The 21,374-nt window shown below is 34.0% G+C and carries 21 protein-coding genes and 2 pseudogenes; 19 read left to right on the top strand and 4 right to left on the bottom strand.

Annotated elements, in window-relative coordinates:
• The first annotated feature begins 37 nt into the window (after positions 1 to 37).
• The 9 genes and pseudogenes from ACXKY9_RS10645 (at position 38) to ACXKY9_RS10685 (ending at position 6,705) form a co-directional block, all read left to right on the top strand.
• Positions 38 to 397: a GNAT family N-acetyltransferase gene (locus ACXKY9_RS10645; protein ID WP_000627522.1), complete on the top strand. Its 360-nt coding sequence runs from the start codon at positions 38 to 40 to the stop codon at positions 395 to 397.
• Positions 398 to 448: 51 nt separating this feature from the next.
• The gene (locus ACXKY9_RS10650; RefSeq protein WP_000200461.1) at positions 449 to 778 is read left to right on the top strand and encodes a hypothetical protein; all 330 of its coding nucleotides are present in this window, start codon (positions 449 to 451) and stop codon (positions 776 to 778) included.
• Positions 779 to 880: 102 nt separating this feature from the next.
• Positions 881 to 1,872: pseudogene (locus ACXKY9_RS10655) on the top strand (N-acetylmuramoyl-L-alanine amidase).
• 239 nt (positions 1,873 to 2,111) lie between these two features.
• The gene (locus tag ACXKY9_RS10660; RefSeq protein ID WP_176887164.1) at positions 2,112 to 3,074 is read left to right on the top strand and encodes an ABC transporter substrate-binding protein; all 963 of its coding nucleotides are present in this window, start codon (positions 2,112 to 2,114) and stop codon (positions 3,072 to 3,074) included.
• 131 nt (positions 3,075 to 3,205) lie between these two features.
• Positions 3,206 to 4,081, top strand: coding sequence for a D-amino-acid transaminase (gene dat, locus ACXKY9_RS10665; RefSeq protein WP_000648368.1), 876 nt, complete (start codon positions 3,206 to 3,208; stop codon positions 4,079 to 4,081).
• 98 nt (positions 4,082 to 4,179) lie between these two features.
• Positions 4,180 to 4,827, top strand: coding sequence for a nitroreductase family protein (locus ACXKY9_RS10670; RefSeq protein ID WP_001105310.1), 648 nt, complete (start codon positions 4,180 to 4,182; stop codon positions 4,825 to 4,827).
• Positions 4,828 to 5,085: 258 nt separating this feature from the next.
• Positions 5,086 to 5,574: a putative periplasmic lipoprotein gene (locus tag ACXKY9_RS10675; protein ID WP_000713496.1), complete on the top strand. Its 489-nt coding sequence runs from the start codon at positions 5,086 to 5,088 to the stop codon at positions 5,572 to 5,574.
• A 125-nt stretch (positions 5,575 to 5,699) separates the two neighbouring features.
• The gene (locus ACXKY9_RS10680; RefSeq protein WP_000136533.1) at positions 5,700 to 5,906 is read left to right on the top strand and encodes a hypothetical protein; all 207 of its coding nucleotides are present in this window, start codon (positions 5,700 to 5,702) and stop codon (positions 5,904 to 5,906) included.
• A 250-nt stretch (positions 5,907 to 6,156) separates the two neighbouring features.
• Complete coding sequence (locus tag ACXKY9_RS10685) at positions 6,157 to 6,705, top strand: cysteine hydrolase family protein (protein ID WP_000816762.1); 549 nt, start codon at positions 6,157 to 6,159, stop codon at positions 6,703 to 6,705.
• A gap of 29 nt (positions 6,706 to 6,734) precedes the next feature.
• On the opposite strand, the pseudogene ACXKY9_RS10690 reads toward ACXKY9_RS10685, so the two are convergent.
• Positions 6,735 to 6,830: pseudogene (locus tag ACXKY9_RS10690) on the bottom strand (DNA mismatch repair protein MutT); the annotation flags it as partial.
• 226 nt (positions 6,831 to 7,056) lie between these two features.
• Between ACXKY9_RS10690 and ACXKY9_RS10695 the strand changes: the two are divergent.
• The 7 genes from ACXKY9_RS10695 (at position 7,057) to adhP (ending at position 14,032) form a co-directional block, all read left to right on the top strand.
• Positions 7,057 to 7,494, top strand: coding sequence for an Hsp20/alpha crystallin family protein (locus ACXKY9_RS10695; RefSeq protein ID WP_001245065.1), 438 nt, complete (start codon positions 7,057 to 7,059; stop codon positions 7,492 to 7,494).
• A 300-nt stretch (positions 7,495 to 7,794) separates the two neighbouring features.
• Positions 7,795 to 8,688, top strand: a complete 894-nt coding sequence (locus ACXKY9_RS10700; RefSeq protein WP_000055415.1) for a mechanosensitive ion channel family protein — start codon at positions 7,795 to 7,797, stop codon at positions 8,686 to 8,688.
• 157 nt (positions 8,689 to 8,845) lie between these two features.
• A complete protein-coding gene (gene casK / locus ACXKY9_RS10705; protein ID WP_001008466.1) occupies positions 8,846 to 9,964 on the top strand; it encodes a two-component system sensor histidine kinase CasK in 1,119 nt (372 codons plus the stop codon).
• A 14-nt stretch (positions 9,965 to 9,978) separates the two neighbouring features.
• Complete coding sequence (gene casR, locus ACXKY9_RS10710; protein WP_000694629.1) at positions 9,979 to 10,620, top strand: two-component system response regulator CasR; 642 nt, start codon at positions 9,979 to 9,981, stop codon at positions 10,618 to 10,620.
• Between the two features lie 204 nt (positions 10,621 to 10,824).
• On the top strand, positions 10,825 to 11,679 hold the full coding sequence (locus ACXKY9_RS10715) for a MurR/RpiR family transcriptional regulator (protein ID WP_001119646.1): 855 nt from the start codon (positions 10,825 to 10,827) through the stop codon (positions 11,677 to 11,679).
• A 164-nt stretch (positions 11,680 to 11,843) separates the two neighbouring features.
• Positions 11,844 to 12,701, top strand: a complete 858-nt coding sequence (locus ACXKY9_RS10720; RefSeq protein ID WP_000704316.1) for a PhzF family phenazine biosynthesis protein — start codon at positions 11,844 to 11,846, stop codon at positions 12,699 to 12,701.
• A gap of 293 nt (positions 12,702 to 12,994) precedes the next feature.
• On the top strand, positions 12,995 to 14,032 hold the full coding sequence (adhP, locus tag ACXKY9_RS10725; RefSeq protein ID WP_000649109.1) for an alcohol dehydrogenase AdhP: 1,038 nt from the start codon (positions 12,995 to 12,997) through the stop codon (positions 14,030 to 14,032).
• A 150-nt stretch (positions 14,033 to 14,182) separates the two neighbouring features.
• Here the strand turns inward: adhP and ACXKY9_RS10730 are convergent, their stop codons facing one another.
• Positions 14,183 to 15,202 (bottom strand): ABC transporter permease, encoded by a 1,020-nt coding sequence (locus ACXKY9_RS10730; RefSeq protein WP_000836565.1) that lies wholly within the window; start codon positions 15,200 to 15,202, stop codon positions 14,183 to 14,185.
• Complete coding sequence (locus ACXKY9_RS10735; protein WP_000932682.1) at positions 15,199 to 16,101, bottom strand: ABC transporter permease subunit; 903 nt, start codon at positions 16,099 to 16,101, stop codon at positions 15,199 to 15,201. Before ACXKY9_RS10735 ends, ACXKY9_RS10730 begins: the two co-directional genes overlap by 4 nt.
• A 562-nt stretch (positions 16,102 to 16,663) precedes the next feature.
• On the opposite strand from ACXKY9_RS10735, the gene gntK reads away from it, so the two are divergent.
• Genes gntK through gnd form a run of 3 tightly spaced genes read left to right on the top strand, consistent with a single transcriptional unit; the run spans position 16,664 to position 20,481 of the window.
• Complete coding sequence (gene gntK, locus ACXKY9_RS10740; RefSeq protein WP_000450004.1) at positions 16,664 to 18,202, top strand: gluconokinase; 1,539 nt, start codon at positions 16,664 to 16,666, stop codon at positions 18,200 to 18,202.
• 14 nt (positions 18,203 to 18,216) lie between these two features.
• Positions 18,217 to 19,566 carry a GntP family permease gene (locus tag ACXKY9_RS10745; RefSeq protein WP_000260202.1) on the top strand — a complete coding sequence of 450 codons (1,350 nt, stop codon included), beginning with the start codon at positions 18,217 to 18,219 and terminating at the stop codon, positions 19,564 to 19,566.
• 18 nt (positions 19,567 to 19,584) lie between these two features.
• Positions 19,585 to 20,481 carry a phosphogluconate dehydrogenase (NAD(+)-dependent, decarboxylating) gene (gene gnd / locus ACXKY9_RS10750; protein ID WP_000765995.1) on the top strand — a complete coding sequence of 299 codons (897 nt, stop codon included), beginning with the start codon at positions 19,585 to 19,587 and terminating at the stop codon, positions 20,479 to 20,481.
• A gap of 68 nt (positions 20,482 to 20,549) precedes the next feature.
• On the opposite strand, the gene ACXKY9_RS10755 is transcribed toward gnd, so the two are convergent.
• Positions 20,550 to 21,314 carry a DUF2711 family protein gene (locus ACXKY9_RS10755; RefSeq protein ID WP_002100954.1) on the bottom strand — a complete coding sequence of 255 codons (765 nt, stop codon included), beginning with the start codon at positions 21,312 to 21,314 and terminating at the stop codon, positions 20,550 to 20,552.
• Between the last annotated feature and the right edge of the window lie 60 nt (positions 21,315 to 21,374).

The following is a 21,374-nucleotide window of genomic DNA, read 5'->3' on the forward strand; positions in this document are numbered from 1 at the left end:
ATTATTGATACAATAATAGTAAAAGGATGGACAACATATGATTACGTTTGAGAAAGTTACTGTAGAAAATGAAAGCGTTGTTAAAGAAATGTTTAAATCGCATAGTTTAGGTGAGAAAAAGGTACAGTACTGTGTGAAAGTTGATGATACATATATTGGTGTAATAGATTATAGTGTACAAGAGGAACGGGCTGTTTTATCACAGCTAATTATTCATTTTGATTACCAAGGTTACGGTTATGGTACAAATACGTATTTTACATTTGAAGAAATGATGAAACAAAGAAATGTGAAAGAAATCAAAGTGCTACAAGAGAAATTAACAGAAAAGGCGAAGTCTTTCATAGAGAGTTTTGGTTTTGCTTCAGAAGATGAAGAGTATGTAAAGAAAATATAACGATGATTATTTATGCGATACAATAAATATAAGGCAGGTGGATGTATGACGATGACTTCTGGTCTTGTATTAATTGGAGGGTGCTTTATAGTAGCAGAATTATGTCATATAATCATTCGGAAAAGAATGAGTAAGAAAAAAAAGCCGTATGAATTACAATACATCTCTGTCTTTTTCATTATGTTTTGTATGCTTAGTACATTACAAAATTTAATGAACTTTCCACCACTTGTAAATGTTTTTTTAAAGTTTGGTTTACTTTATAGTGGTGTTGGAATAGCACTTTTATTTATTTTATTTTGCATACGTTATGTTCACTATCAATCGTATATATTTATTTTAAATTGGTTAAAGCAAGATGATAGAAACCGCCTTACATAAGGCGGTTTTTTTATTTGCAATTGTAACAGAACCTGTACATTTCACATAAAATAGGACGAGTAGAAATGCAAACATATTACAAGAAAGGGGCGGGGCAATAAAATGAAACTTGTTATAGACGCAGGGCACGGTGGATATGATTCTGGTGCTGTTGGTAATGGTTTAGTAGAAAAAAACTTAACACTTCAAATTGCTAGACGCGTTCGAGACATTTTAACGGTAAATTACCCAATTACAATTAAAATGACACGTGATAGTGATGTGTTTATTTCTTTATCTGAACGTGCTAATATTGCTAATGCTTTCAGTGCGGATTATTTTATTTCATTTCATTTCATATTAATAGCGGCGGGGGTACAGGTTTTGAAAGTTATATTTATAATGCGTTATCCAATAGCAGCACTGCATATGCAAAGCAACAAAAAATGCATACAGCTGTCAATCCTGTATTAACAAAATATGGTCTTCGTGATCGAGGAGCAAAAAAAGAAAATTATGCGGTATTAAGAGAAACCACAATGGATGCAATTTTAACTGAGACTGCTTTTATTGATACAGCGTTTGATGCAAATTTATTAAAAAATCCACAATTTATTGAAGATCTAAGTCAATCGTATGCAAATGGAATAGCAGCTATTTTTGGAGTAGCTCCAAATCCACAACCCCCTAACCCACAACCGACACCTCAAACGAAGGGAATCGCTTATATTCTTGGGAAAAATGTAAATTTAAGAAATGGTCCATCAACTTCTTCCTCAGTTATTCGTCAATTAAATTCTCCAGAATCTTACGTTGTATATCAGGAAAGTAACGGATGGCTAGATTTGGGGAATGGGCAATGGGTGTATAATGATCCTTCGTACATTAATTTTGTAAAGACAAGCAATAGTGATGGAAGCCCGATTGGGGTTGCATATATACAAGGGATGAATGTAAATTTAAGAAGTGGTCCATCAACTACATCTGCAGTTATCCGCCAATTAAATTCTCCAGAATCTTATTTAGTATATATAAATGAAAATGGTTGGTTAAACCTTGGTGGAAATCAGTGGGTATATAATGACCCAGCGTATATTAAATATACTCAATATTAGGAATTAAAATGATAATGCAATATGGATGCGTATCCTTGTTATGTATAACAAGGATACGCATTTTAATAACAACATTTATTTTCATACTTATGCACTATGTTTTAAAAAGAAACCTTAGAAAAGCGGATAGAATCTAAATAGTATGTATTAAAAAAGTTTTCTTATATACATTGACAATGTATATAAGATACATTAATCTTTAAATGTTAATGATAATCGATTTCATCTAGGGAGGACATATGATACATACTAAAAAACTAATTATGTTCTGCATTATGATACTCATGGTTGTAATTGCAGGATGTAGTAAAGAAGAGAAAAAAGAAAATAATATATCAGCGAAAGCAAAAGATTCATATACGGTAAAGCATGCAATGGGTGAAACGACAGTAAATGGTACACCTAAAAAAGTTGTTGTTTTAACAAATGAAGGCGCAGAGGCTCTCCTAGCTGTGGGCGTAACGCCAGTGGGGACTACGAAACCACGTGCTGGTGATGAATGGTATCCTCATTTAGCGAAAGAGTTAAAAAACACGGAAGTTGTAGGAACTGAACGTGATATTAATTTAGAGGCTGTAATGAAGCTTAAGCCAGATTTAATTATCGGAAATAAAATGCGTCATGAAAAAATATATGATCAGCTAAAAGAAATCGTACCAACTGTTTATGCAGAAACATTACGCGGTGATTGGAAAGAAAACTTTACACTTTATACAAAAGCTGTAAATAAAGAAAAAGAAGGGCAAAAAGCTCTTGATGATTATAAAAAACGCATTGAAGGAATGAAAGAGAAGTTAGGCGATAAATTGAATTCTAAAGTTTCTATTATTCGTTTCGTGCCAGGTGATGTTCGTATTTATCAAAAAAACTCATTCTCGGGTGTTGTTTTAAATGATATTGGATTTAAACGACCACCATTACAAGATAAAGATGATTTTGCGATAAAAGGAATTACAAAAGAGCAGATTCCAAATATGGACGGAGACTACTTATTCTATTTCACGTCTGATAAAGATGCAGATAAGAATAATGAAGGAAATTCGTTAGCGAAGGAATGGACAGAAGATCCACTCTTTAAGCAACTACAGGCTTCTAAAAATAATAAAGTATTCCAAGTAGATGAAGTGATTTGGAATACAGCAGGTGGTATTGTAGCTGCAAATCTTATGTTAGATGATATTGAAAAATATTTTCTGAAGTAAATGAATAGTCGAGTGCATCCCTTTAAATAAGAGATGCACTTTTTTGTTTGTTAAAATACAGAAAATTCCTTCTTTTGAGTGTAGATAAGTTGTACAATTAAAACAATCATGTGATAAAGGAGTGGGGAAGAATGAAAGCTACTCATAAAGATTGGATTTTATTTAACGGAAGAATTGTAAATACGAAGGAAGAACAGCCGATGATTCCATTAGAGGAGAGAGGCTTTCAATTTGGTGATGGTATATACGAGGTATTCAGACTATATGACGGGAAGCCACATTTATTAGATTTACATTTAGAACGATTCTTTAACTCTATGGCAGAAATAAAACTAATTCCACCATTTACGAAGGAAGAATTAGTAGAAGAGTTATATCAAATGATTGAAAAAAATCAGTTTCAAGAAGATGGGAATGTATATTTACAAATATCAAGAGGTACACAACCGCGCAATCATGTATATGAATCAGATTTACAACCGACATATTTTGCAAATCTTGTTTCGTTCCCAAGACCAGTTGCTTCAATGGAGGCAGGGATTAAGGTGACAGTAGAAGAGGACATCAGGTGGAAGTTTTGCCATATAAAATCTTTAAATTTGCTTCCTAATATCATGATCAAAAACAAAATAAATGAACAAGGGTATCAAGAAGCAATATTAGTACGAGATGGTATTGTGACTGAAGGGTGTCATTCCAATTTCTTTATCGTGAAGAATAATAAGTTGATTACACATCCAGCGGATCATTTCATTTTACATGGTATTACACGTCACTACGTAATTACATTAGCGAAAGAGTTACATATCGATGTAGAGGAACGAGAGTTTTCATTACAAGAAGTATATGACGCTGAGGAGTGCTTTTTTACAGCGACGCCACTTGAAATATTCCCAGTCGTTCAAATTGGTGATGAACAGTTCGGGGCTGGTGAAAGAGGACCAATTACGAAAAAACTACAAGCTGCATACGAAGAGAGTATTCGTTTGTTTAAAGTGACAAATTAATCATGAAGAAAAAAGCTGGTATTCTTCCGGCTTTTTTTCATGATATAATTCAAGCATAGGACAAGTTTTGAAAACGCTGTAAAAAGGGGATTTAATATATGAATTATGAAGATTTTAAAGAAGTAATTCACGGAAGACGAAGTGTTAGAAAGTTTACAAATCAAGAAGTATCTACTAATGATATAAAAGAAATAATTGATTGTGCTCGTTACGCACCGAGTGATACGAATTCACAAACGTGGGAATTCTTAGTTATCATGAATCGAGAGAAGATTAAAGAAATTGAACAAATGACATGGGATGCATTACATAAACTTGCGGCAAAAGCAGCAGAAAATGGAGAAGAGAAAGCAGGGAAATTACTTACACGTTCTTTCGGACCATATGCAACAGCTTTCTCGGAGGCACCAGTATTAATTGTATGTTTGGCAACACCATATGAATCAAAGTTCCGTGAAAAGATATTTGATCCAATTGCTTTTGTTCCAGATTCCGTTTGGGAAGAAGAAGGCATTAAGAGTAGCTGTTTAGCGGCACAAAACTTAATGTTAGCTGCACATGCAAAGGGACTTGGTACTTGTCCAATGACAGGGCCAGTATTGCTAGCTCAAGATGAACTGCGCCAATATTTACAAATTGAGCCTGAAAAACAAATAAATATGGTTATTTCACTCGGATTTCCGAAAGATAAACCGAAGAAACTTCCAAGAAAAGAAGTAGATGAGATTACAACGTTTGTTTTTTAATTGCTGCATAGAAAAGACATTGAACTAACAATGTCTTTTTATTTTTGAGGGTATGTAATTCATATGTTGGGCTAAAATGATAGATAAGAGGGAATTACTATTTATTTCATAAAAAAAATTAATGTTCTATTAAGGAAAGTATGATACATTAATCGTGAGCAAGATTCTATTTGTTCATGAAAGTGTTGAAAGTAGTCTCAAAATTTAAAAGTTATTTTTGTATAATAAATTATAATGAAGTTACAGGGGGGATGAATTTTGAAAAAATTCATAATCACTGGATTGTCTGTATTGTTATTAGTTGGTTGCGGTGCTCCACAGGAAAAAGAGGACGCGCAATCAAAACAGGAAGAACAAGTTGTAAACGCAAGTGATGAGAATATGGTTGTATTTCCTGAAGGAGCAATGTCAATTGGAGAAGGGAAAGTAAAAGTTATTACTCCAGATGGTACTTCTGAAAACGGCAATATACCGACTGTATTCATCAAAAAGGATACGTTAATTCAGCAAGTTGAATTAGAACTTTCTAATTTTCAAAGTGATAAAGAAACATTCGTATTTGTAGATCAAATGTATACAGATAAACATCAAGTAACTAGTACAACGCAGACAACAGTGCAGTTAAAAGAAAAAACGCTGGAAACAGGTAGTCATACAATTACTGCAGTTCAGTATGAAAACAATGACCCGAAAGGAAAGGTTATTAGTTTTAATCAAGCAACATTTGAGACAAAACCTGCGTCTTAACAAGAATAAAAAGTACATTACTCAAAAAGTAGTGTGCTTTTTTGTTTGGACTAGAGTGTGCAAGAGTGAATAACTTATTTCATTTTCTAATACGATTAAATAGGAAGTAATCACTTGTTACTACTATGACAGAGAAAGAGGTTGAAGATGTGAATCGGTGTATTCGTATCGTCTTGATTAGTATGATGATGGCAGTATTTTGGTTTACGATACAAGAGATGATTCAAGCTACGCTCAATTATCAAATTCATGACTTATTAATAGGAGCTATTTATTTTACCATTGTTTATCTATTATATCCCGCACTAACGGGCAGTAAGACCTTACCTTAAAACTCGGTATAGGTGAGGAGATTAGGTGGGAGATCAACTGCCTGTAAATGCACGATTGATGAGGGCTGATAATCATTGGAGATGAACAAACTCTCCAATGATTAAAGTTTCACTTTATGATAAACTCGGATTAAGGTGAGTTTTGCAAGAAAAATGTAGGTATTTCATTTGAAATGTCGAATAGTACATACGATGTCGTAATAACAAATTTTCTATTGTTTACTGTGAAACAGGAGAAGGAGAGATAGTAATGAAACGAGCTCTTATAAATATTGATTATACATATGATTTTGTAGCTGAGAAAGGCGCTTTAACATGCGGGAAACCAGGACAGGAAATTGAGAAGGAAATTGTACATATAACGAAGCAATATATTGAAAATGGAGATTACGTTGTCTTTGCTATTGATAAACATGAAGAAAATGATGTATATCATCCAGAATCAAAGTTATTCCCGCCTCATAATATAGCTGGTACAAGTGGAAGAGATTTGTTTGGTGAATTACAAGATGTGTACGAAACATATAAAAATGCAGAGAATGTATATTACATGGATAAAACACGGTATAGTGCATTTGCAGGAACAGACTTAGAGATGAAGTTAAGAGAAAGAGGAATAGCAGAAGTTCATCTTGTAGGTGTTTGTACTGATATTTGTGTTCTTCATACAGCAGTAGATGCTTATAATAAAGGGTTTAAAATTGTTGTTTATGAAAAGGCGGTTGCATCTTTTAATGCACAAGGGCATGAATATGCACTTGGACATTTTAAGTCATGCCTACATGCAGAAGTGAAGTGAAAAAAGAGGCCTTTAAAAAAGGTCTCTTTTATTTGTCCTTGTTCATTGAAAACAGCTACCGCAACGCCTAATAAATTGAGTGGTCTTGATCCGACAACTTCTCTAATTTCTTCGATATACCCCATTGTAGGTAACCTCATTAAGGAAAAATAAGAGCATATAAACTATTCGTTATTATATAAATATATTCCTCTTTATAAATGTAAGAGGTGTCAAATATCTCATGTGTTTTATTTGGTAAAATATACATCAAAAAAGGTCAAACAAAAACTTTGACCTTTTTTGACCAAATGTTATAATAAAGGCAGAAAGAGATAATCTTTCATTCATAAATAATAAGGAGGAAAAAATATGCGTAATTTATTTCCAGAGATAACAAAACGTCAAAATGGTATTTTTGATTTTGGGCCTTCTTTATTAGAAGGGATGACAGATGCTTTCTTGAAGCCACTGAACATGGATACTTTTAAAGTAGATGTTCATGAGCAATCTGATAAATATACTGTGAAAGCAGATTTACCAGGTTTTCAAAAAGAAAACATTCAAGTTGATTTTGAACAAGATGTATTAACGATTCAAGCAACTAATCATAATGAAGTAGAAGAAAAAAATGAGAATGGCACATATATTCGTAAAGAACGTTCTATAGGTTCTGTAACTCGACGCTTTAGTTTTAAACAAGTTGAGGAAGAAAATGTTAGAGCAAATTATAAAGATGGCGTACTGACAATTGAATTGCCAAAATTGAAAGAAGAAAAAAGTAGTAAGACAACAATTAATATCGAATAAAAGAGCTGATAAATTCAGCTCTTTTTTTACGTAGTTAATGAATAAATGAGTTGAAATCGTAATGAGATGAATAAAGTTTTAACGTATAAAAAAATTTCACGATTTGCTCCCCCTTAGGTTATTAAAAAGGGTATATTTAAAGGGAAAGGAAAAAGAACAGCTAGACATACTGTTTAAAGTGAATTAGTAATAGAGTCAAAATACATAGTAAGGGTAGCGGCATTTTAGATTAGGATAATAGATTTTTCTGGAACAAACTTAGGCGATTATGAATTTTTTAATTAGTAAGGAAGTGGTTAAATGAGCTTATTAACGTATACGGAAGAATTTTTTAATTATGTAAGAGAGTTTTTACTTTTAAGATTTTTACTATTTGCTTTCGTTCTAATCATTATTTCATTTGTAATAAACCGCATTATTGATTGGTTTTTTAGGAAATCGAGCTTTTTTGATGAAGAGATAGAGCAAACGATTCAAAGTGTAATTCGATCTATTTTTAGATATATCATTATCATCAGTCTTATCATATATTTAATTAGCCAATTTGTAGATATAAAAAGTATTATTGCAGGTGCAGGGATAGCTGGAGTTGTCATCGGTTTTGCTGCACAACAGATGCTAAAAGATGTTATATTAGGCTTTGCAAGATTAGCGGACAAAGAGTTTCGGGTTGGTGATTTTGTAACTTTTAACGGAACAAATTCAGGAACTATTGAAGAGATTAGTATTCGTTTTATGCAAATTCGTGAATGGTCAGGAAAACTACTTACCATCCCGCACGGAGAGATTAGAACGATACAAAATTTTAATAAAGGATGGATGCGTGTAATTGAACGCATCACGGTAAGTTATCAGGAAGATCCAACAAGAGTGAAGGAATTGTTAGAAGAAGTATGTGTTATATGCAATGAAAAATTGAATCAAACTCTTTATAGAGTAGAGGATGAGGCTGTTGAACCATTTAAATACGTCGGTGTTACAGACTTAAATCCTAACTTGAAATATGTTGGCTATGAATTTTGTATTACAGGTTTAATAAAGCCAGAAGATTATTTTGAAACTTCTAGACAAGTAAGATTTGAATTAATGTCTATGTTCCATAAAAATCAAGTGCAAATGCCAGCAGCGAATATGGTTGTTACTACTGAAGGTTTACAGCATATCCATGGTGGACAATCTTTATCGGACAGCTAAAGTAGAATCGTTTGTTAACAAAAATTCTGCTTCCAACATTGGATAGAATAACAATAATAAAATGATTGATATAAAGAAAGGCTGAAGGAATTCGGTTCTTTTTTTATTTATAGAATTTAGAAATTTCTTAATGTTATAATTGTAGTTGGTGATGAGAATGAACTTTGAAGAAAAAGAGATGCGTCGTTTAGAAGCATTAAAAGAAATTGCTGAATTATTAAATGAAGCAACAAACTTACAGGATATGTTAGAAAAAGTGTTGCATACATTGTTACAAGTAATGAATTTACAAACAGGGTGGATATTCTTTATTGATGAAAGTGGAAAGCACAGTATGCTTGTAGACGAAAATTTACCAGAGGCTCTTACGTGGCAAAAGAAGAAGCCGATGTGTGAAGGAAACTGTTGGTGTGTAGAACGTTTTGTAAATGGGAGATTGGAAAAAGCGACTAATATTATTGAATGTAAGCGAATAGAAGATGCAATTGAATGTAATTGGGGAGAGACAGAAGATGTTACACATCATGCGACAATTCCGCTTAGGTCTGGATCAGAAAAATTTGGTCTACTAAATGTGGCTGCACCTCATAAGACTCATTTTTCTGAGGAAGAGTTAGCATTATTAGAATCAATTGCATTTCAAATTGGAACGACAATACAACGTATTCAATTAGTTGAGAAAGAACGTAAATATGTAGTGGTAGCGGAAAGAAATCGACTTGCACGTGATTTACATGATTCAGTAAAACAATTGTTATTTTCTATTATGCTAACAGCGAAAGGTACTCTGAATATGACGCAAGATAGAGAATTGCAAGAGATGTTAAGTTATATTGGGGAATTATCACAAGAAGCATTACAAGAGATGACGCTATTAATTTGGCAATTAAGACCTGAAGGATTGGAGAAAGGATTAGCAGAAGCAATTCAAAATTACGGGAAGTTATTAGGAGTTCAAGTGGAAGTTCGAATTGATGGGATGGTTTCAATGGGGGATGAAATAGAAGAAGTTTTATGGCGTATTAGCCAAGAGGCGCTACATAATTGTAAAAAGCATGCTTCGTGTGAAAAGGTACATATTCTTTTGAAAATAGAAAATAACCAGTTACATTTTTACATAGAAGACAATGGAATAGGATTTATACAAGAACAGGTAAGGGAATCAGCACTTGGCCTGAAAAGTATGGAGGAACGTATTCAGTTAATGAAGGGATCGTTTCAAATTATAACAGAGCTGAAAAAGGGTACAAAAATAGAAATTCAATTGCCGATTTGAAGGGGAGAATAAGGTTGAAGATTAAACTGCTACTAGTTGAGGATCATCATATCGTTCGAAGAGGACTTGTATTCTTTTTGAAAACGAGAGAAGAATTTGAAATTATTGGGGAAGCGGAAAATGGCGAAGAGGCATTACATTTCGTGCAAAAAGAAAGACCAGATGTCGTACTAATGGATGTATCGATGCCGAAAATGGATGGAATTGAGGCAACAAAACGTCTAAAGCAATATGATGAGACAATAAAGGTACTTATATTAAGTAGTTTTTCAGAGCAAGATTATGTTATACCAGCACTTGAAGCTGGAGCAGATGGTTATCAATTAAAAGAAGTACAACCTGAGCAACTTGTCGCTTCTATTATTGCAGTACATCAAGGAAATGCGAATTTTCACCCGAAAGTAACACCTGCATTAATGGGGCGTTCTGCAGTAAAGAAGGAAGTAGAAAATCCTTTTTCAATGTTAACGAAAAGAGAGCAAGAGGTACTTCGCGAAATTGCGAAAGGAAGAAGCAACAAGGAGATTGCAGCAGAACTTCATATTACAGAACAAACTGTGAAAACACACGTTTCAAACGTTTTAGCTAAATTGGAAGTGGATGATCGTACGCAAGCCGCATTATACGCAGTGAAACATGGAGAGAATTATTCATAAGCATGAATAATTCTGTTATATCGTATGACAGAATACATAGGAGCAATTAAAAATTATAGTAATCCCTAATATAGGTTTTTCTTCTTTCGATAATTAGGTACAATAAAGTGAAACTCTAATCAGTGGAGGACCATCCCCACTGATGATTAGTTCAACTAATCGGTTTTTACAGGATAAAGCTACGATGGAAGGGGAGGATATGCTATGCCTGGTACAAGAAGTGGGATTGGAAAGATTCAGGCTTCGTTAAATGGTTTATCACCGAAATTGCGAAGTATTGCCGAACATATTTTGAAACATCCACAAGATGTTGTACATAAATCTATTACAGAATTAGCTGAAGTTACGAATAGTTCCGAAGCTACGATATTCCGCTTATGTAAAAACCTTGGTTTGCAAGGTTTTCAAGATTTAAAGATTACATTAGCTCGTGAAATTGTACATACACCGATGCAAAATATCCATGAAGAGGTATCAGCAGAAGATAGTATGGTAACTGTTGCTAAAAAAGTTTTTCATTCGCATATTACAGGACTGCAAGATACTTTACATTTGCTTAATGAAACGGCACTTGAGCAGGCTGTACGAGCCTTACAAGAAGCAAGTCGAATTGAGTTTTATGGAAATGGTGGCTCTGGTATTATTGCAATGGATGCGTATCATAAGTTTATGAGAACGGGTATTTCTTGTATCGCTCATACTGATTCGCATTTTCAAATTATGGGGGCAGGTTTACTCTCGGAAAATTCAGTTGTTATTGGTATTTCTCATTCTGGTAGCAATAAAGGATTACTTGAAGCGTTAGAAGTAGCGAAAGCAAGAGGAGCCAAAATTATTGCGATTACGAGCTATAAGAAATCAGCATTAAGTCAACTTGCTGATATAACGTTATATACATCAACACGTGAGACTGAATTCCGCACAGAAGCAAGTTCATCACGATTAGCACAGTTAAGCTTATTAGATACTTTGTATGTAGGGTTGTCGTTGCAGCGACAAGAGGAAACTCTAAAAAATTTACAAAGTATACGTGAAACGATTTCGATGAAGCGAATATAAAAAAAGCTCTTCAAATGAAGAGCTTTCAGACTGTAGACAAACTATTTTTGGAGAGTTCAAATGCTAAAAATAGTTTGTTTCTTATTTTAGGGATAATTTATCCAATGGAATTTATATGTAGTGCTTTCTATACTATAATTTACTATAAGTGAGGAAGGTGTCTTATGAAAATATCTGTTTATGTTGCAAGTGCATTTAGCAAGGATCATAAAGGCGGAAATAAAGCAGGAGTGGTATTTATTGAGAATACATTGACCACTACTCAAAAAATGGAAATAGCCAAACAACTGGGCTATGCGGAAACCGCATTTATATCAGAATCTGAAATTGCTGATTATAAATTTGAGTATTTTACACCAAAAGAAGAAGTTGATTTATGTGGTCATGCCACAATTGGCTCTTTCGCGATACTGATGCATTTAAATAAACTTTTCAGGAATCGCTATACGATTGAAACGAACAGCGGTGTTCTTACTATTACTATAAAAGATGACATCATATTCATGGAACAAAATAAACCGATATTCTATGATGTTGTATCTCCAAACGAGTTCATCGACTGTTTTGATAGTAAAGATATAGAAAATAAATACCCAATTCAAATTGTCTCCACGGGCTTAAAAGATATTTTAATTCCTATAAAAAGCGAAACACAATTACATGCACTGCAACCTAATTTTGAAAAAATTAAAGAAATCAGCAAGTATTATAATGTTGTCGGGATGCATCTATATACTTTTAATGACAATCGAATTATATGCAGAAATTTTGCTCCGCTATACGACATCAATGAAGAAGCAGCGACTGGAACTTCGAACGGTGCATTAGCTTGCTACCTTTATGAACAGGACTACTTGAAAAAAGAAGTCTATGTATTTGAACAAGGTTATTCTTTACACTCGCCTTCTGAAATATTAGTTAAATTAGCAACCAATAGCAAAAATAAAATAGAAAAAGTTTATGTTGGTGGCAAAGGATATTACTGTGAAACTAAGTGTTTACATGTAGAAAATATTGAGTGAAGAGCTTTTTTATCGGTGAGAAGTTTGTTAATTTATTTTGTTTTAGAAATATGTGACTTACTTATAGTCAATGATAAACTCTCATTTTTAAAAATTTAAAATAAAGACCGATTTGTGTAATAATTCAAATATTGTTCATAATTTCACAAGTTGTTTATGAAGTGTCATGTTATGATGAAGATGTAATGATGATTGAACACTTAAATTTGGTAGAATAACTAGCCAAAGTAGTGAAGAAAGTAGTTGTGAGATAAACTCATTAAAATGCTAAAACACTAAAGGGGAGATCACATATGAAAGCAGTAGTGGTTAATAAAAACAGCAAAGCAAACATCGAAGTGATTGACAAAGAATTACGTCCGTTACACTCAGGTGAAGCGTTAGTAGATGTAGAGTATTGTGGAGTTTGCCACACTGATTTACACGTTGCGAATCATGATTTTGGTAACACTGATGGCCGTATTCTTGGTCATGAGGGTGTAGGTATTGTTACGAAAATAGCTGATGATGTTACTTCACTAAAGATAGGTGACCGTGTAAGTATTGCATGGATGTTCCAATCTTGTGGACGTTGTGAATATTGCGTAACTGGTAGAGAAACATTTTGCCGTGAAGTTAAAAACGCTGGTTATTCAGTGGATGGTGGTATGGCTGAACAATGTATCGTTACAGCTGATTATGCGGTAAAAGTACCAGAAGGATTAGATCCTGCTCAAGCATCATCAATTACTTGTGCTGGTGTAACTACATATAAAGCTATTAAAGTATCAGATATTAAACCTAGTCAACCTATTGTAATCTATGGCTGCGGTGGATTAGGTAACTTAGCTATCCAATATGCTAAAAATGTATTTGGTGCAAAGGTAATCGCAGTAGATATTAATGACGACAAATTAGCCTTAGCGAAAGAAGTTGGTGCTGATATGACTATCAATCCAATTTCTCAAGGTCCTGCTGATAAAATTGTGCAAGAGGAGTTTGGTGGCGCTTATGCTGCGGTAGTAACAGCAGTCTCTAAAGTAGCCTTTAACTCAGCAGTTGATGCAGTACGTGCTTGCGGTAAAGTAGTTGCAGTAGGGCTACCAGTAGAAACAATGGACTTAAACATCCCACGACTTGTACTGGATGGAATTGAAGTAGTTGGTTCTCTAGTTGGTACTCGTAAAGATTTGGAAGAGGCGTTTATGTTCGGGGCAGAAGGAAAAGTAGTGCCGGTTGTTCAAACTTGTTCTCTAGATAAAGTACAAAATGTATTCGAAGAAATGGAACAAGGTAGAATTCAAGGGCGTATGGTAATTGATTTTAAAAAACATAATTGTGATTGCAAATAATTCACTTTAAATATAAAAAGCATGAGTCTAGCAAAGGACATGTAAAAAAGTTAGACAGTATAAGAAGATGATCCCTGTATTTAATAGGGATCATCTTCTTTATTTTCTACTAATATCGATGCCAATTAATACTTGATTAATGAGAAATGATTAAAGGTTTACTTTATTTGCAAACGAAAAGGAATCTTTATGTTTAACAAATTTTTTATGATCTGGAACGTTTTGAATTGCTACAATTTGCGAATCTCTTGCTTTCAGTGCATCTTGAATCCCGATGGTCATAAGCTTAATAAATAGAATCGTAATAAAGAATGAAGCGAGAGTATAAAAAATAATCCACCATGAAAGATTCATTTCATTACGATTTAATCCAATAAGACCTGCCCAATCATTAGATAGAGAAACAGGTTTGAGCACTCCGTCATAGAGTTCACGCATTTGTATGCCGCCAATTACAATGTTAAGCAACGCTAAATGGATAACGAGTATGAGTGTTTGGACGATATGTTCCATAAATAATACAAATAAGCGGTCAAGTAATAAGACTCGTAAGTGTTTTTTTATAATATGAAAACGACTAGCCCCCAGTAATTGTGAACTTAAGATGTAATCTTGTTTCATAAATTCATCAACTTCTGAGGATATGTATAAAGAAAGTGTAGGCAGAGCGACGAAAATAAGTACGAGTACTTGATAAAACGTAAATGAAATATTTGGATCTACCCCATCAGCATTTGATGTGATTATAATATTAACGGGCGTGATGAGTATGAATGCGATAAATAGAGTTGGAATATAATAAAAAACTTCTGAGCATGACTGGAAAAATCTCTTGAGTTTTGGAGCAAATAAACTTAAGAGGATTCCTATACATGTTCCGCATAAAATTCGAAAGAAGCTAATTGCCATGGCCAATAAAATAGTGAATTTTGCTCCTTCTACAATTTGTAAGAAAACAGACTCTCCAAAACGATCAGATCCAAAAGGTGGAATTAACGATGGCGGAAAGGGGGCCTTTCCAAGTAATTCGTTATTGTCATTGTAAAGTAACTGAGGAGGTTTTGGGATGTTATCTTTAAAGAACCAACTATAAATAAAACTAGCTGAAATAAGTATGAATAGATAAGTAAAGCCGATTAAAAAGCGTTTTGATTTCCAAATAGATTTCATAATGATACTCCTTTCAATTGCTTTTTCCATCTATTCATCATGAATGAGACTATTTGGAAAATGGCGTAAAATGGTAAAACAATCATAACAAGTGTGATAAATGCAGCTGGAGGTGAAACAAACGCCTTATTAAATAAAAATTGAATAATGCCTTCCATATTAAAAACAAATTCTAAAATGAATAAATTAGAAAGTAAGAAAACAAAAATCGTTTTTAAATGGTGGAAGAAGTGGATAGATATATTTTTGAATAAATGAATGCATAGTATATAACTTGATGAAAGGCCTTTTCCATATGCAACCTCTACGTAATGTTTTCCTTGCTCTTCTTTTATGTATAACACCATCATCCGAAACATTTGTAATGTAGGTAAGACAGCTAATGATAAAATAGGGAGTAAATAAGCTCGATTTTCATTAAAAGAAATAATAGTGACAGGAGATTCCCCAAATTTCTGAAGTACCCATATGAAAAATATTTGCAAACAAATCATCATCATCATATCAGGGACAGCTTCTAATATGAACACAATTCGGTTTATCCATTTTTTTATATAATCTTTTGCTAAAAAATAAAAAAATGCCATGCTAGATGATAAAAAGAGAGCAAGAAAAAAGGCTAAAAATAATATAGTAAATGAATATAGGTAAGGTTCTAAAACAGTTGGAAATAATGGTGTTTTTTTGAAATGGCCAAGCTTCGGGTCTGATCCTATAATCACTAATGATTCAGGGGGAAAAACCTGTTTTAACATAGTAACGGTCTGATTAAAAAAATAAATTGGTTGAAAGGTAAATCCTTGTTGAGTGATAAATAAATAAGGTAAATTTAATAATAGTAAGAGTGATAAAAGAATTGACGAAAGCTTAATTGTGAATTGAGATATTTTATTTAACATTAAATCCCTCCGACATCTTTTTACAACATTATACAATAAATTTCGTGTTATTGTTTTTATTTTTCTGAAAAATAAAAATACTTTTCGGTTTTATAGTATGCAAGATATATTTACAAGGTAAAAAAGTGATAGTAGGGGGGCCACGCTCTATGTTTATCAAGATAAAAGACTAGTGAACCTAAAACAATAAATAAGAGCAAAATGCACAGAATTCTCATTCTGCGGTTAGTTACTTTTCTTGGCTGGATGGTGATGTTACGTGACCGCTAAAAATGAATATTGCTTTTCAACTCTTTCTTCAAGCAAATAAGTAGAACGTATGGAGGACTATGTATGTGTTGTTAATGAGAGGAAAGAGTGTATTGCGTAACGAATATAACGTAATTTTACCCCATGGAAAAGCTAAATGTAGTATATAAGTGAAATGGAATGAGGGGATTTATTTTTTGATATGAAAAAAAATTTCTTTTTACAACTTGATAAATGAAAAAATATTTTATATACTAATTCATGTAAACGGTTTACTAAATCGTATTTTGCTAGAAATGAAGGGAAGATTCGCATGGAAACAAGGGGGAGAGTAATCGGGATTGATATCGGTACCACAAGTACAAAAACGGTTGTGTTCACAGAAAAAGGAAAAGTCATTGCATCACATGCAATCGATTACCCAATTATTCAACCGAATGTAGGATGGGCTGAGCAAGATCCTGATGTAATATGTGCCGCTGTATACAAAAGTGTAAGCGTTGCCATTGAAAAAGGTAATGTATTACCAGAAGATATTTCTTCAATCGGTATTAGTACAGCTATGCACGCATTAATTGCAGTAGATGAAAATGGTGCGCCATTAACGCGTTCTATCATTTGGGCAGATAATCGAAGTACGAAGCAATCAGAAAAATTATTACAACAAATGAATGGGCATGAAATTTATAGACGTACAGGTACACCGATTCATCCGATGTCACCACTTTCTAAATTGTTATGGATGAAAGAAGAGGAACCAGAGTTATATACAAGTGCCTATAAATTCATTTCCATTAAAGAGTATGTGATTTACCAATTATTTTCACGCTACGTAGTTGATTATTCGATTGCTTCTGCTACGGGGTTATTTAATTTAGAAACATTAAACTGGGATAAAGATGTTTTAACTATGTTACATATGTCACCAGAAAAATTATCAACCCCTGTACCAACTACATATATTTTATCAGGTATGAAGCCAGAATTAGCACAGAAGATGGGGATAAGTGCAGAAACACCAATTGTCATCGGAGCAAGTGATGGGGTTCTTGCAAATGTAGGAGTTGGTGCGATATCACCGGGTGCGGCTGCAATTACGATTGGAACGAGTGGTGCGGTTCGAACAATCTCATCAAATATAAATACAGATGAGAAAGGGAGAACGTTTTGTTACGCATTAACAGATGAGCACTGGGTAATCGGTGGTCCAACGAATAACGGCGGAATATTACTGAGATGGTTACGTGATGAATTTGGTAGTCCAGAGCAAGAAGTAGCAAGAAAGCTCGGCATTGATCCTTATGATTTATTAATTAAATATGCAGAAAGCGTACCAGCTGGAGCGGATGGGCTATTGTTCTTACCTTTCTTATCTGGAGAACGCGCACCTTACTGGAATGCAAATGCTCGTGGTACATTCTTTGGAATCAATCTTCAACATAAGCGAGAACATTTTATACGTGCAGTGATGGAAGGTGTTTGTATGAGTGTATATTCAGTAGCACTCGCAATCAGGGATTGTACAGGGCCACTTACTGAAATACGAGTTTCAGGAGGGTTTGCAAAATCTGCATTTTGGAGACAAATGTTGTCCGATATGATGGGAAAAGAATTGCTTGTACCTGAAAGTCATGAAGCATCTGCGCTTGGGGCAGCGGCAGTTGCTTTGTATGCTGTAGGAAAAATTGATTCTCTTGAAGAGGTAAAGGATTGGATTGATATTGTCCATCATCATGTACCGAATAAAGAAAATACGGCTATATATTTAGAAATGTTTTATATGTATGAACGACTTTACAATCGCTTGAAAGAAGAATTTGATTGTATAGCTGCTTTCCAACGTAAAAAATAGGGGGATTGGGAGAAATGGTAGTTGGGATCGTACTAGCGGCAGTTGTCATACTACTTTTACTTATTACGGTAGTAAAATGGCATCCATTTGTCGCATTAATTTTAACAGCAATTGGTGTAGGATTAGCAATGGGAATGCCTTTAATTGGAACTTCACCAAAAGATCCAGGAATTATTGATTCTATTAAACTAGGACTTGGTAATACGTTAGGATTTTTAGCAATAGTTTTAGCACTAGGAACGATGCTTGGAAAAATGATGGCCGAATCTGGTGGTGCTGAACGTATCGCTAACACATTAATTAATCGTTTTGGGAAGAAACGAGTTCACTGGGCGATGATGTTCGTTGCATTTTTAGTAGGGATTCCGGTATTTTTCCAAGTTGGATTTGTACTATTAATTCCGTTAGTATTTACAATTGCATTAGAAACAGGGGTATCACTTATTACAATCGGTATCCCGCTAGTAGCAGGACTATCCGTTGTGCACGGACTAGTGCCGCCGCATCCAGCGGCAATGGCGGCAGTTGGTATTTTTAAAGCAGATGTAGGGAAGACAATTTTATATGCATTAATTGTCGGACTTCCAACTGCAATTATTTCAGGTCCACTTTACGGGAAATGGATTGGTGCTCGTATACATAAGGAAGTACCATTAGATATAGCGGAGCAATTTATTGAAAAAGATAATAAAAAAGAGCTTCCAAGCTTTGGGAATACATTGTTTACAATTTTACTTCCAGTATTTCTTATGCTTGGTGCATCAATAGCAGAAGTTGCATTAAATAAAACGAGTCAACTAGCACAAGTATTACACTTTATTGGAGATCCGATTGTGGCTTTATTAATTGCAACCATTTACTCTTTCTTTAGTCTTGGATATGCAAAAGGTTTCTCAAAAGATAAAGTGTTACAATTTACAAATGATTGCCTTGGACCTATTGCAAACATATTGTTAGTGATTGGTGCAGGCGGTGCATTTAATAAAGTATTATTAGATTCTGGAATTGGAACGACAATTGCAGATATGGCGAAAGAATCACATATTTCACCGATATTATTAGGGTGGGGAATTGCGGCACTTATTCGAATTGCAACTGGATCGGCAACTGTTTCTATGATGACAGCAGCTGGTATTGTTGCGCCGATTGCAGCAAGCACACCAGGTGTAAATGTTGAATTATTAGCACTTGCAACTGGTGCAGGGTCATTAATTTTATCACACGTGAATGATTCAGGATTTTGGATGATTAAAGAGTATTTCGGAATGACTGTGAAAGAAACATTATTAACATGGACTGCAATGGAGACTATATTATCTGTAGTAGCACTTGGGCTAATTTCGATATTAAATATATTTGTATAGAATAGGAGATTGATTAATATGAAACTAGGTTTAATTGGATTAGGAAAAATGGGATTCCCATTAGCTGAACACTTATATGAAGACAAGCATGAAGTAGTTGTATACGATGTAAATAAAGAGCTTGTTGAAAAGGCAGGAAAACTAGGAATTACTGCACGTCATACATTAAAAGAAATGATCGCTGAACTAGAAGCTCCTCGTACAATTTGGGTAATGGTGCCTGCAGGAGAAGTTGTAGAGTCAGTACTAAAAGATGTTTATCCGTTATTAGATGAAGGTGATATCGTTATTGAAGGCGGAAATTCATTCTATAAAGATACGTTACGCCGTGCTGAAGAAGCAAAAAGCTTCGGATTACATTATGTAGATATCGGTACATCAGGCGGTGTAGAAGGAGCTAGATACGGTGCTTGCTTAATGGTTGGTGGAGAAAAAGAAATTTACGACCAATTAGAACCTTTATTTAAAGATTTAGCAGTAGAAAATGGCTATTCTTATGCTGGCCGTGTTGGTAGTGGTCATTTCTTAAAAATGGTTCATAACGGTATTGAGTACGGCATGATGCAAGCAATCGCTGAAGGATTTGAAGTACTAGATAAGAGTGACTTTGATTTCAATTATGAAGATGTTGCAAAAGTATGGGCGAATGGATCAGTTATCCGTGGTTGGTTAATGGACTTAACTGAAAAAGCATTTGCAGAAGATCCGAAACTAGATGGCATTAAAGGTGTAATGAACTCTTCAGGAGAAGGAAAATGGACTGTTGAAACTGCACTTGAACTTCAAGCTGCAGCACCAGTAATCGCTATGTCATTATTTATGCGCTATCGTTCTCAGGAAGATGATACATTCCATGGAAAAGTAGTTTCAGCACTACGTAATCAGTTCGGTGGACATGAAGTTGTGAAAAAATAAGGATGTTTTTGAAAAGAAACTTGTGCATAAGCGCAAGTTTCTTTTTTATAGTTTAAGAAATTACTAATTTAAAAATACCAATCAATCATCGTTTTTTTGTCACAAATGACAGCTTCAACGTTCATTGAATGAACAATATATTCTATATTTTCTTCTTTAGCTAATAATAAGGTTGTAAAGGAATCGAATATACTCATAAACGCATACTCATTATCTTCGCCAGTAATAATTAACTCATTATTGCTAATGTCCCAAATATCTAATGGAGTAGTATTATTTACCTCTAATAATCCGTTTGTATCAAGAATTGGTTCAGAGAAATATAAATTTTTTGCACCTTTAGAACCGAGGAGTTTAAGTAATTTATGTAATAAAAATATAGACGTATAATCTTCTGTTGGATAATAAAGATCTTTTTTTAAGTTTGAATATAGCTTTTCGGCTAAATCCTCTCTTTTATATTCTTCTGTATAAGCACCAATGGAAGTCAACAGGGCCATTGCTAATTCTGCGTATGAATGTAATCCACTATAAGACATCATTTCCTTCCAAGAAACGGATTTCCCATTATGAATGATTTCTTCAGCGCTAGGATAGATGTGCTCATATGGTCTTTTTCTCACAGACTTTTCCCATCCTAAAGGCATTTGGACAAAAGGGTGTAGCAATATAGCTGCAGATTTAAAGGTGCTTGGTAGTTGTTCTAAAATTGGTGATTTGTCATCTAGCCAAATGTAATCCAACAAAATATAACCTCCTCTTAGACTTTGAAATGTACGGATTCCCGCATTATGTTTTTTTGTATTGATTGTATCAAATATAAAGCGCTGCATGAAATATATCTCAACATAAAAGTAAGAATAAATAAAATGAAGTTTTCATAAATAGTAAAA

The sequence above is a fragment of the Bacillus sp. 2175 genome, from assembly GCF_057812155.1.

Coding starts and splice junctions, on each gene's coding strand:
- ACXKY9_RS10685 (WP_000816762.1), top strand. CDS start 6,157: ATGAAACGAGCTCTTATAAATATTGATTATACATATGATTTTGTAGCT.
- ACXKY9_RS10695 (WP_001245065.1), top strand. CDS start 7,057: ATGCGTAATTTATTTCCAGAGATAACAAAACGTCAAAATGGTATTTTT.
- gntK (WP_000450004.1), top strand. CDS start 16,664: ATGGAAACAAGGGGGAGAGTAATCGGGATTGATATCGGTACCACAAGT.
- ACXKY9_RS10700 (WP_000055415.1), top strand. CDS start 7,795: ATGAGCTTATTAACGTATACGGAAGAATTTTTTAATTATGTAAGAGAG.
- ACXKY9_RS10730 (WP_000836565.1), bottom strand. CDS start 15,202: ATGAAATCTATTTGGAAATCAAAACGCTTTTTAATCGGCTTTACTTAT.
- ACXKY9_RS10745 (WP_000260202.1), top strand. CDS start 18,217: ATGGTAGTTGGGATCGTACTAGCGGCAGTTGTCATACTACTTTTACTT.
- ACXKY9_RS10715 (WP_001119646.1), top strand. CDS start 10,825: ATGCCTGGTACAAGAAGTGGGATTGGAAAGATTCAGGCTTCGTTAAAT.
- ACXKY9_RS10650 (WP_000200461.1), top strand. CDS start 449: ATGACTTCTGGTCTTGTATTAATTGGAGGGTGCTTTATAGTAGCAGAA.
- ACXKY9_RS10755 (WP_002100954.1), bottom strand. CDS start 21,314: ATGCAGCGCTTTATATTTGATACAATCAATACAAAAAAACATAATGCG.
- adhP (WP_000649109.1), top strand. CDS start 12,995: ATGAAAGCAGTAGTGGTTAATAAAAACAGCAAAGCAAACATCGAAGTG.
- casK (WP_001008466.1), top strand. CDS start 8,846: ATGAACTTTGAAGAAAAAGAGATGCGTCGTTTAGAAGCATTAAAAGAA.
- ACXKY9_RS10645 (WP_000627522.1), top strand. CDS start 38: ATGATTACGTTTGAGAAAGTTACTGTAGAAAATGAAAGCGTTGTTAAA.
- ACXKY9_RS10735 (WP_000932682.1), bottom strand. CDS start 16,101: ATGTTAAATAAAATATCTCAATTCACAATTAAGCTTTCGTCAATTCTT.
- gnd (WP_000765995.1), top strand. CDS start 19,585: ATGAAACTAGGTTTAATTGGATTAGGAAAAATGGGATTCCCATTAGCT.
- ACXKY9_RS10680 (WP_000136533.1), top strand. CDS start 5,700: ATGACAGAGAAAGAGGTTGAAGATGTGAATCGGTGTATTCGTATCGTC.
- ACXKY9_RS10720 (WP_000704316.1), top strand. CDS start 11,844: ATGAAAATATCTGTTTATGTTGCAAGTGCATTTAGCAAGGATCATAAA.
- ACXKY9_RS10670 (WP_001105310.1), top strand. CDS start 4,180: ATGAATTATGAAGATTTTAAAGAAGTAATTCACGGAAGACGAAGTGTT.
- dat (WP_000648368.1), top strand. CDS start 3,206: ATGAAAGCTACTCATAAAGATTGGATTTTATTTAACGGAAGAATTGTA.
- ACXKY9_RS10660 (WP_176887164.1), top strand. CDS start 2,112: ATGATACATACTAAAAAACTAATTATGTTCTGCATTATGATACTCATG.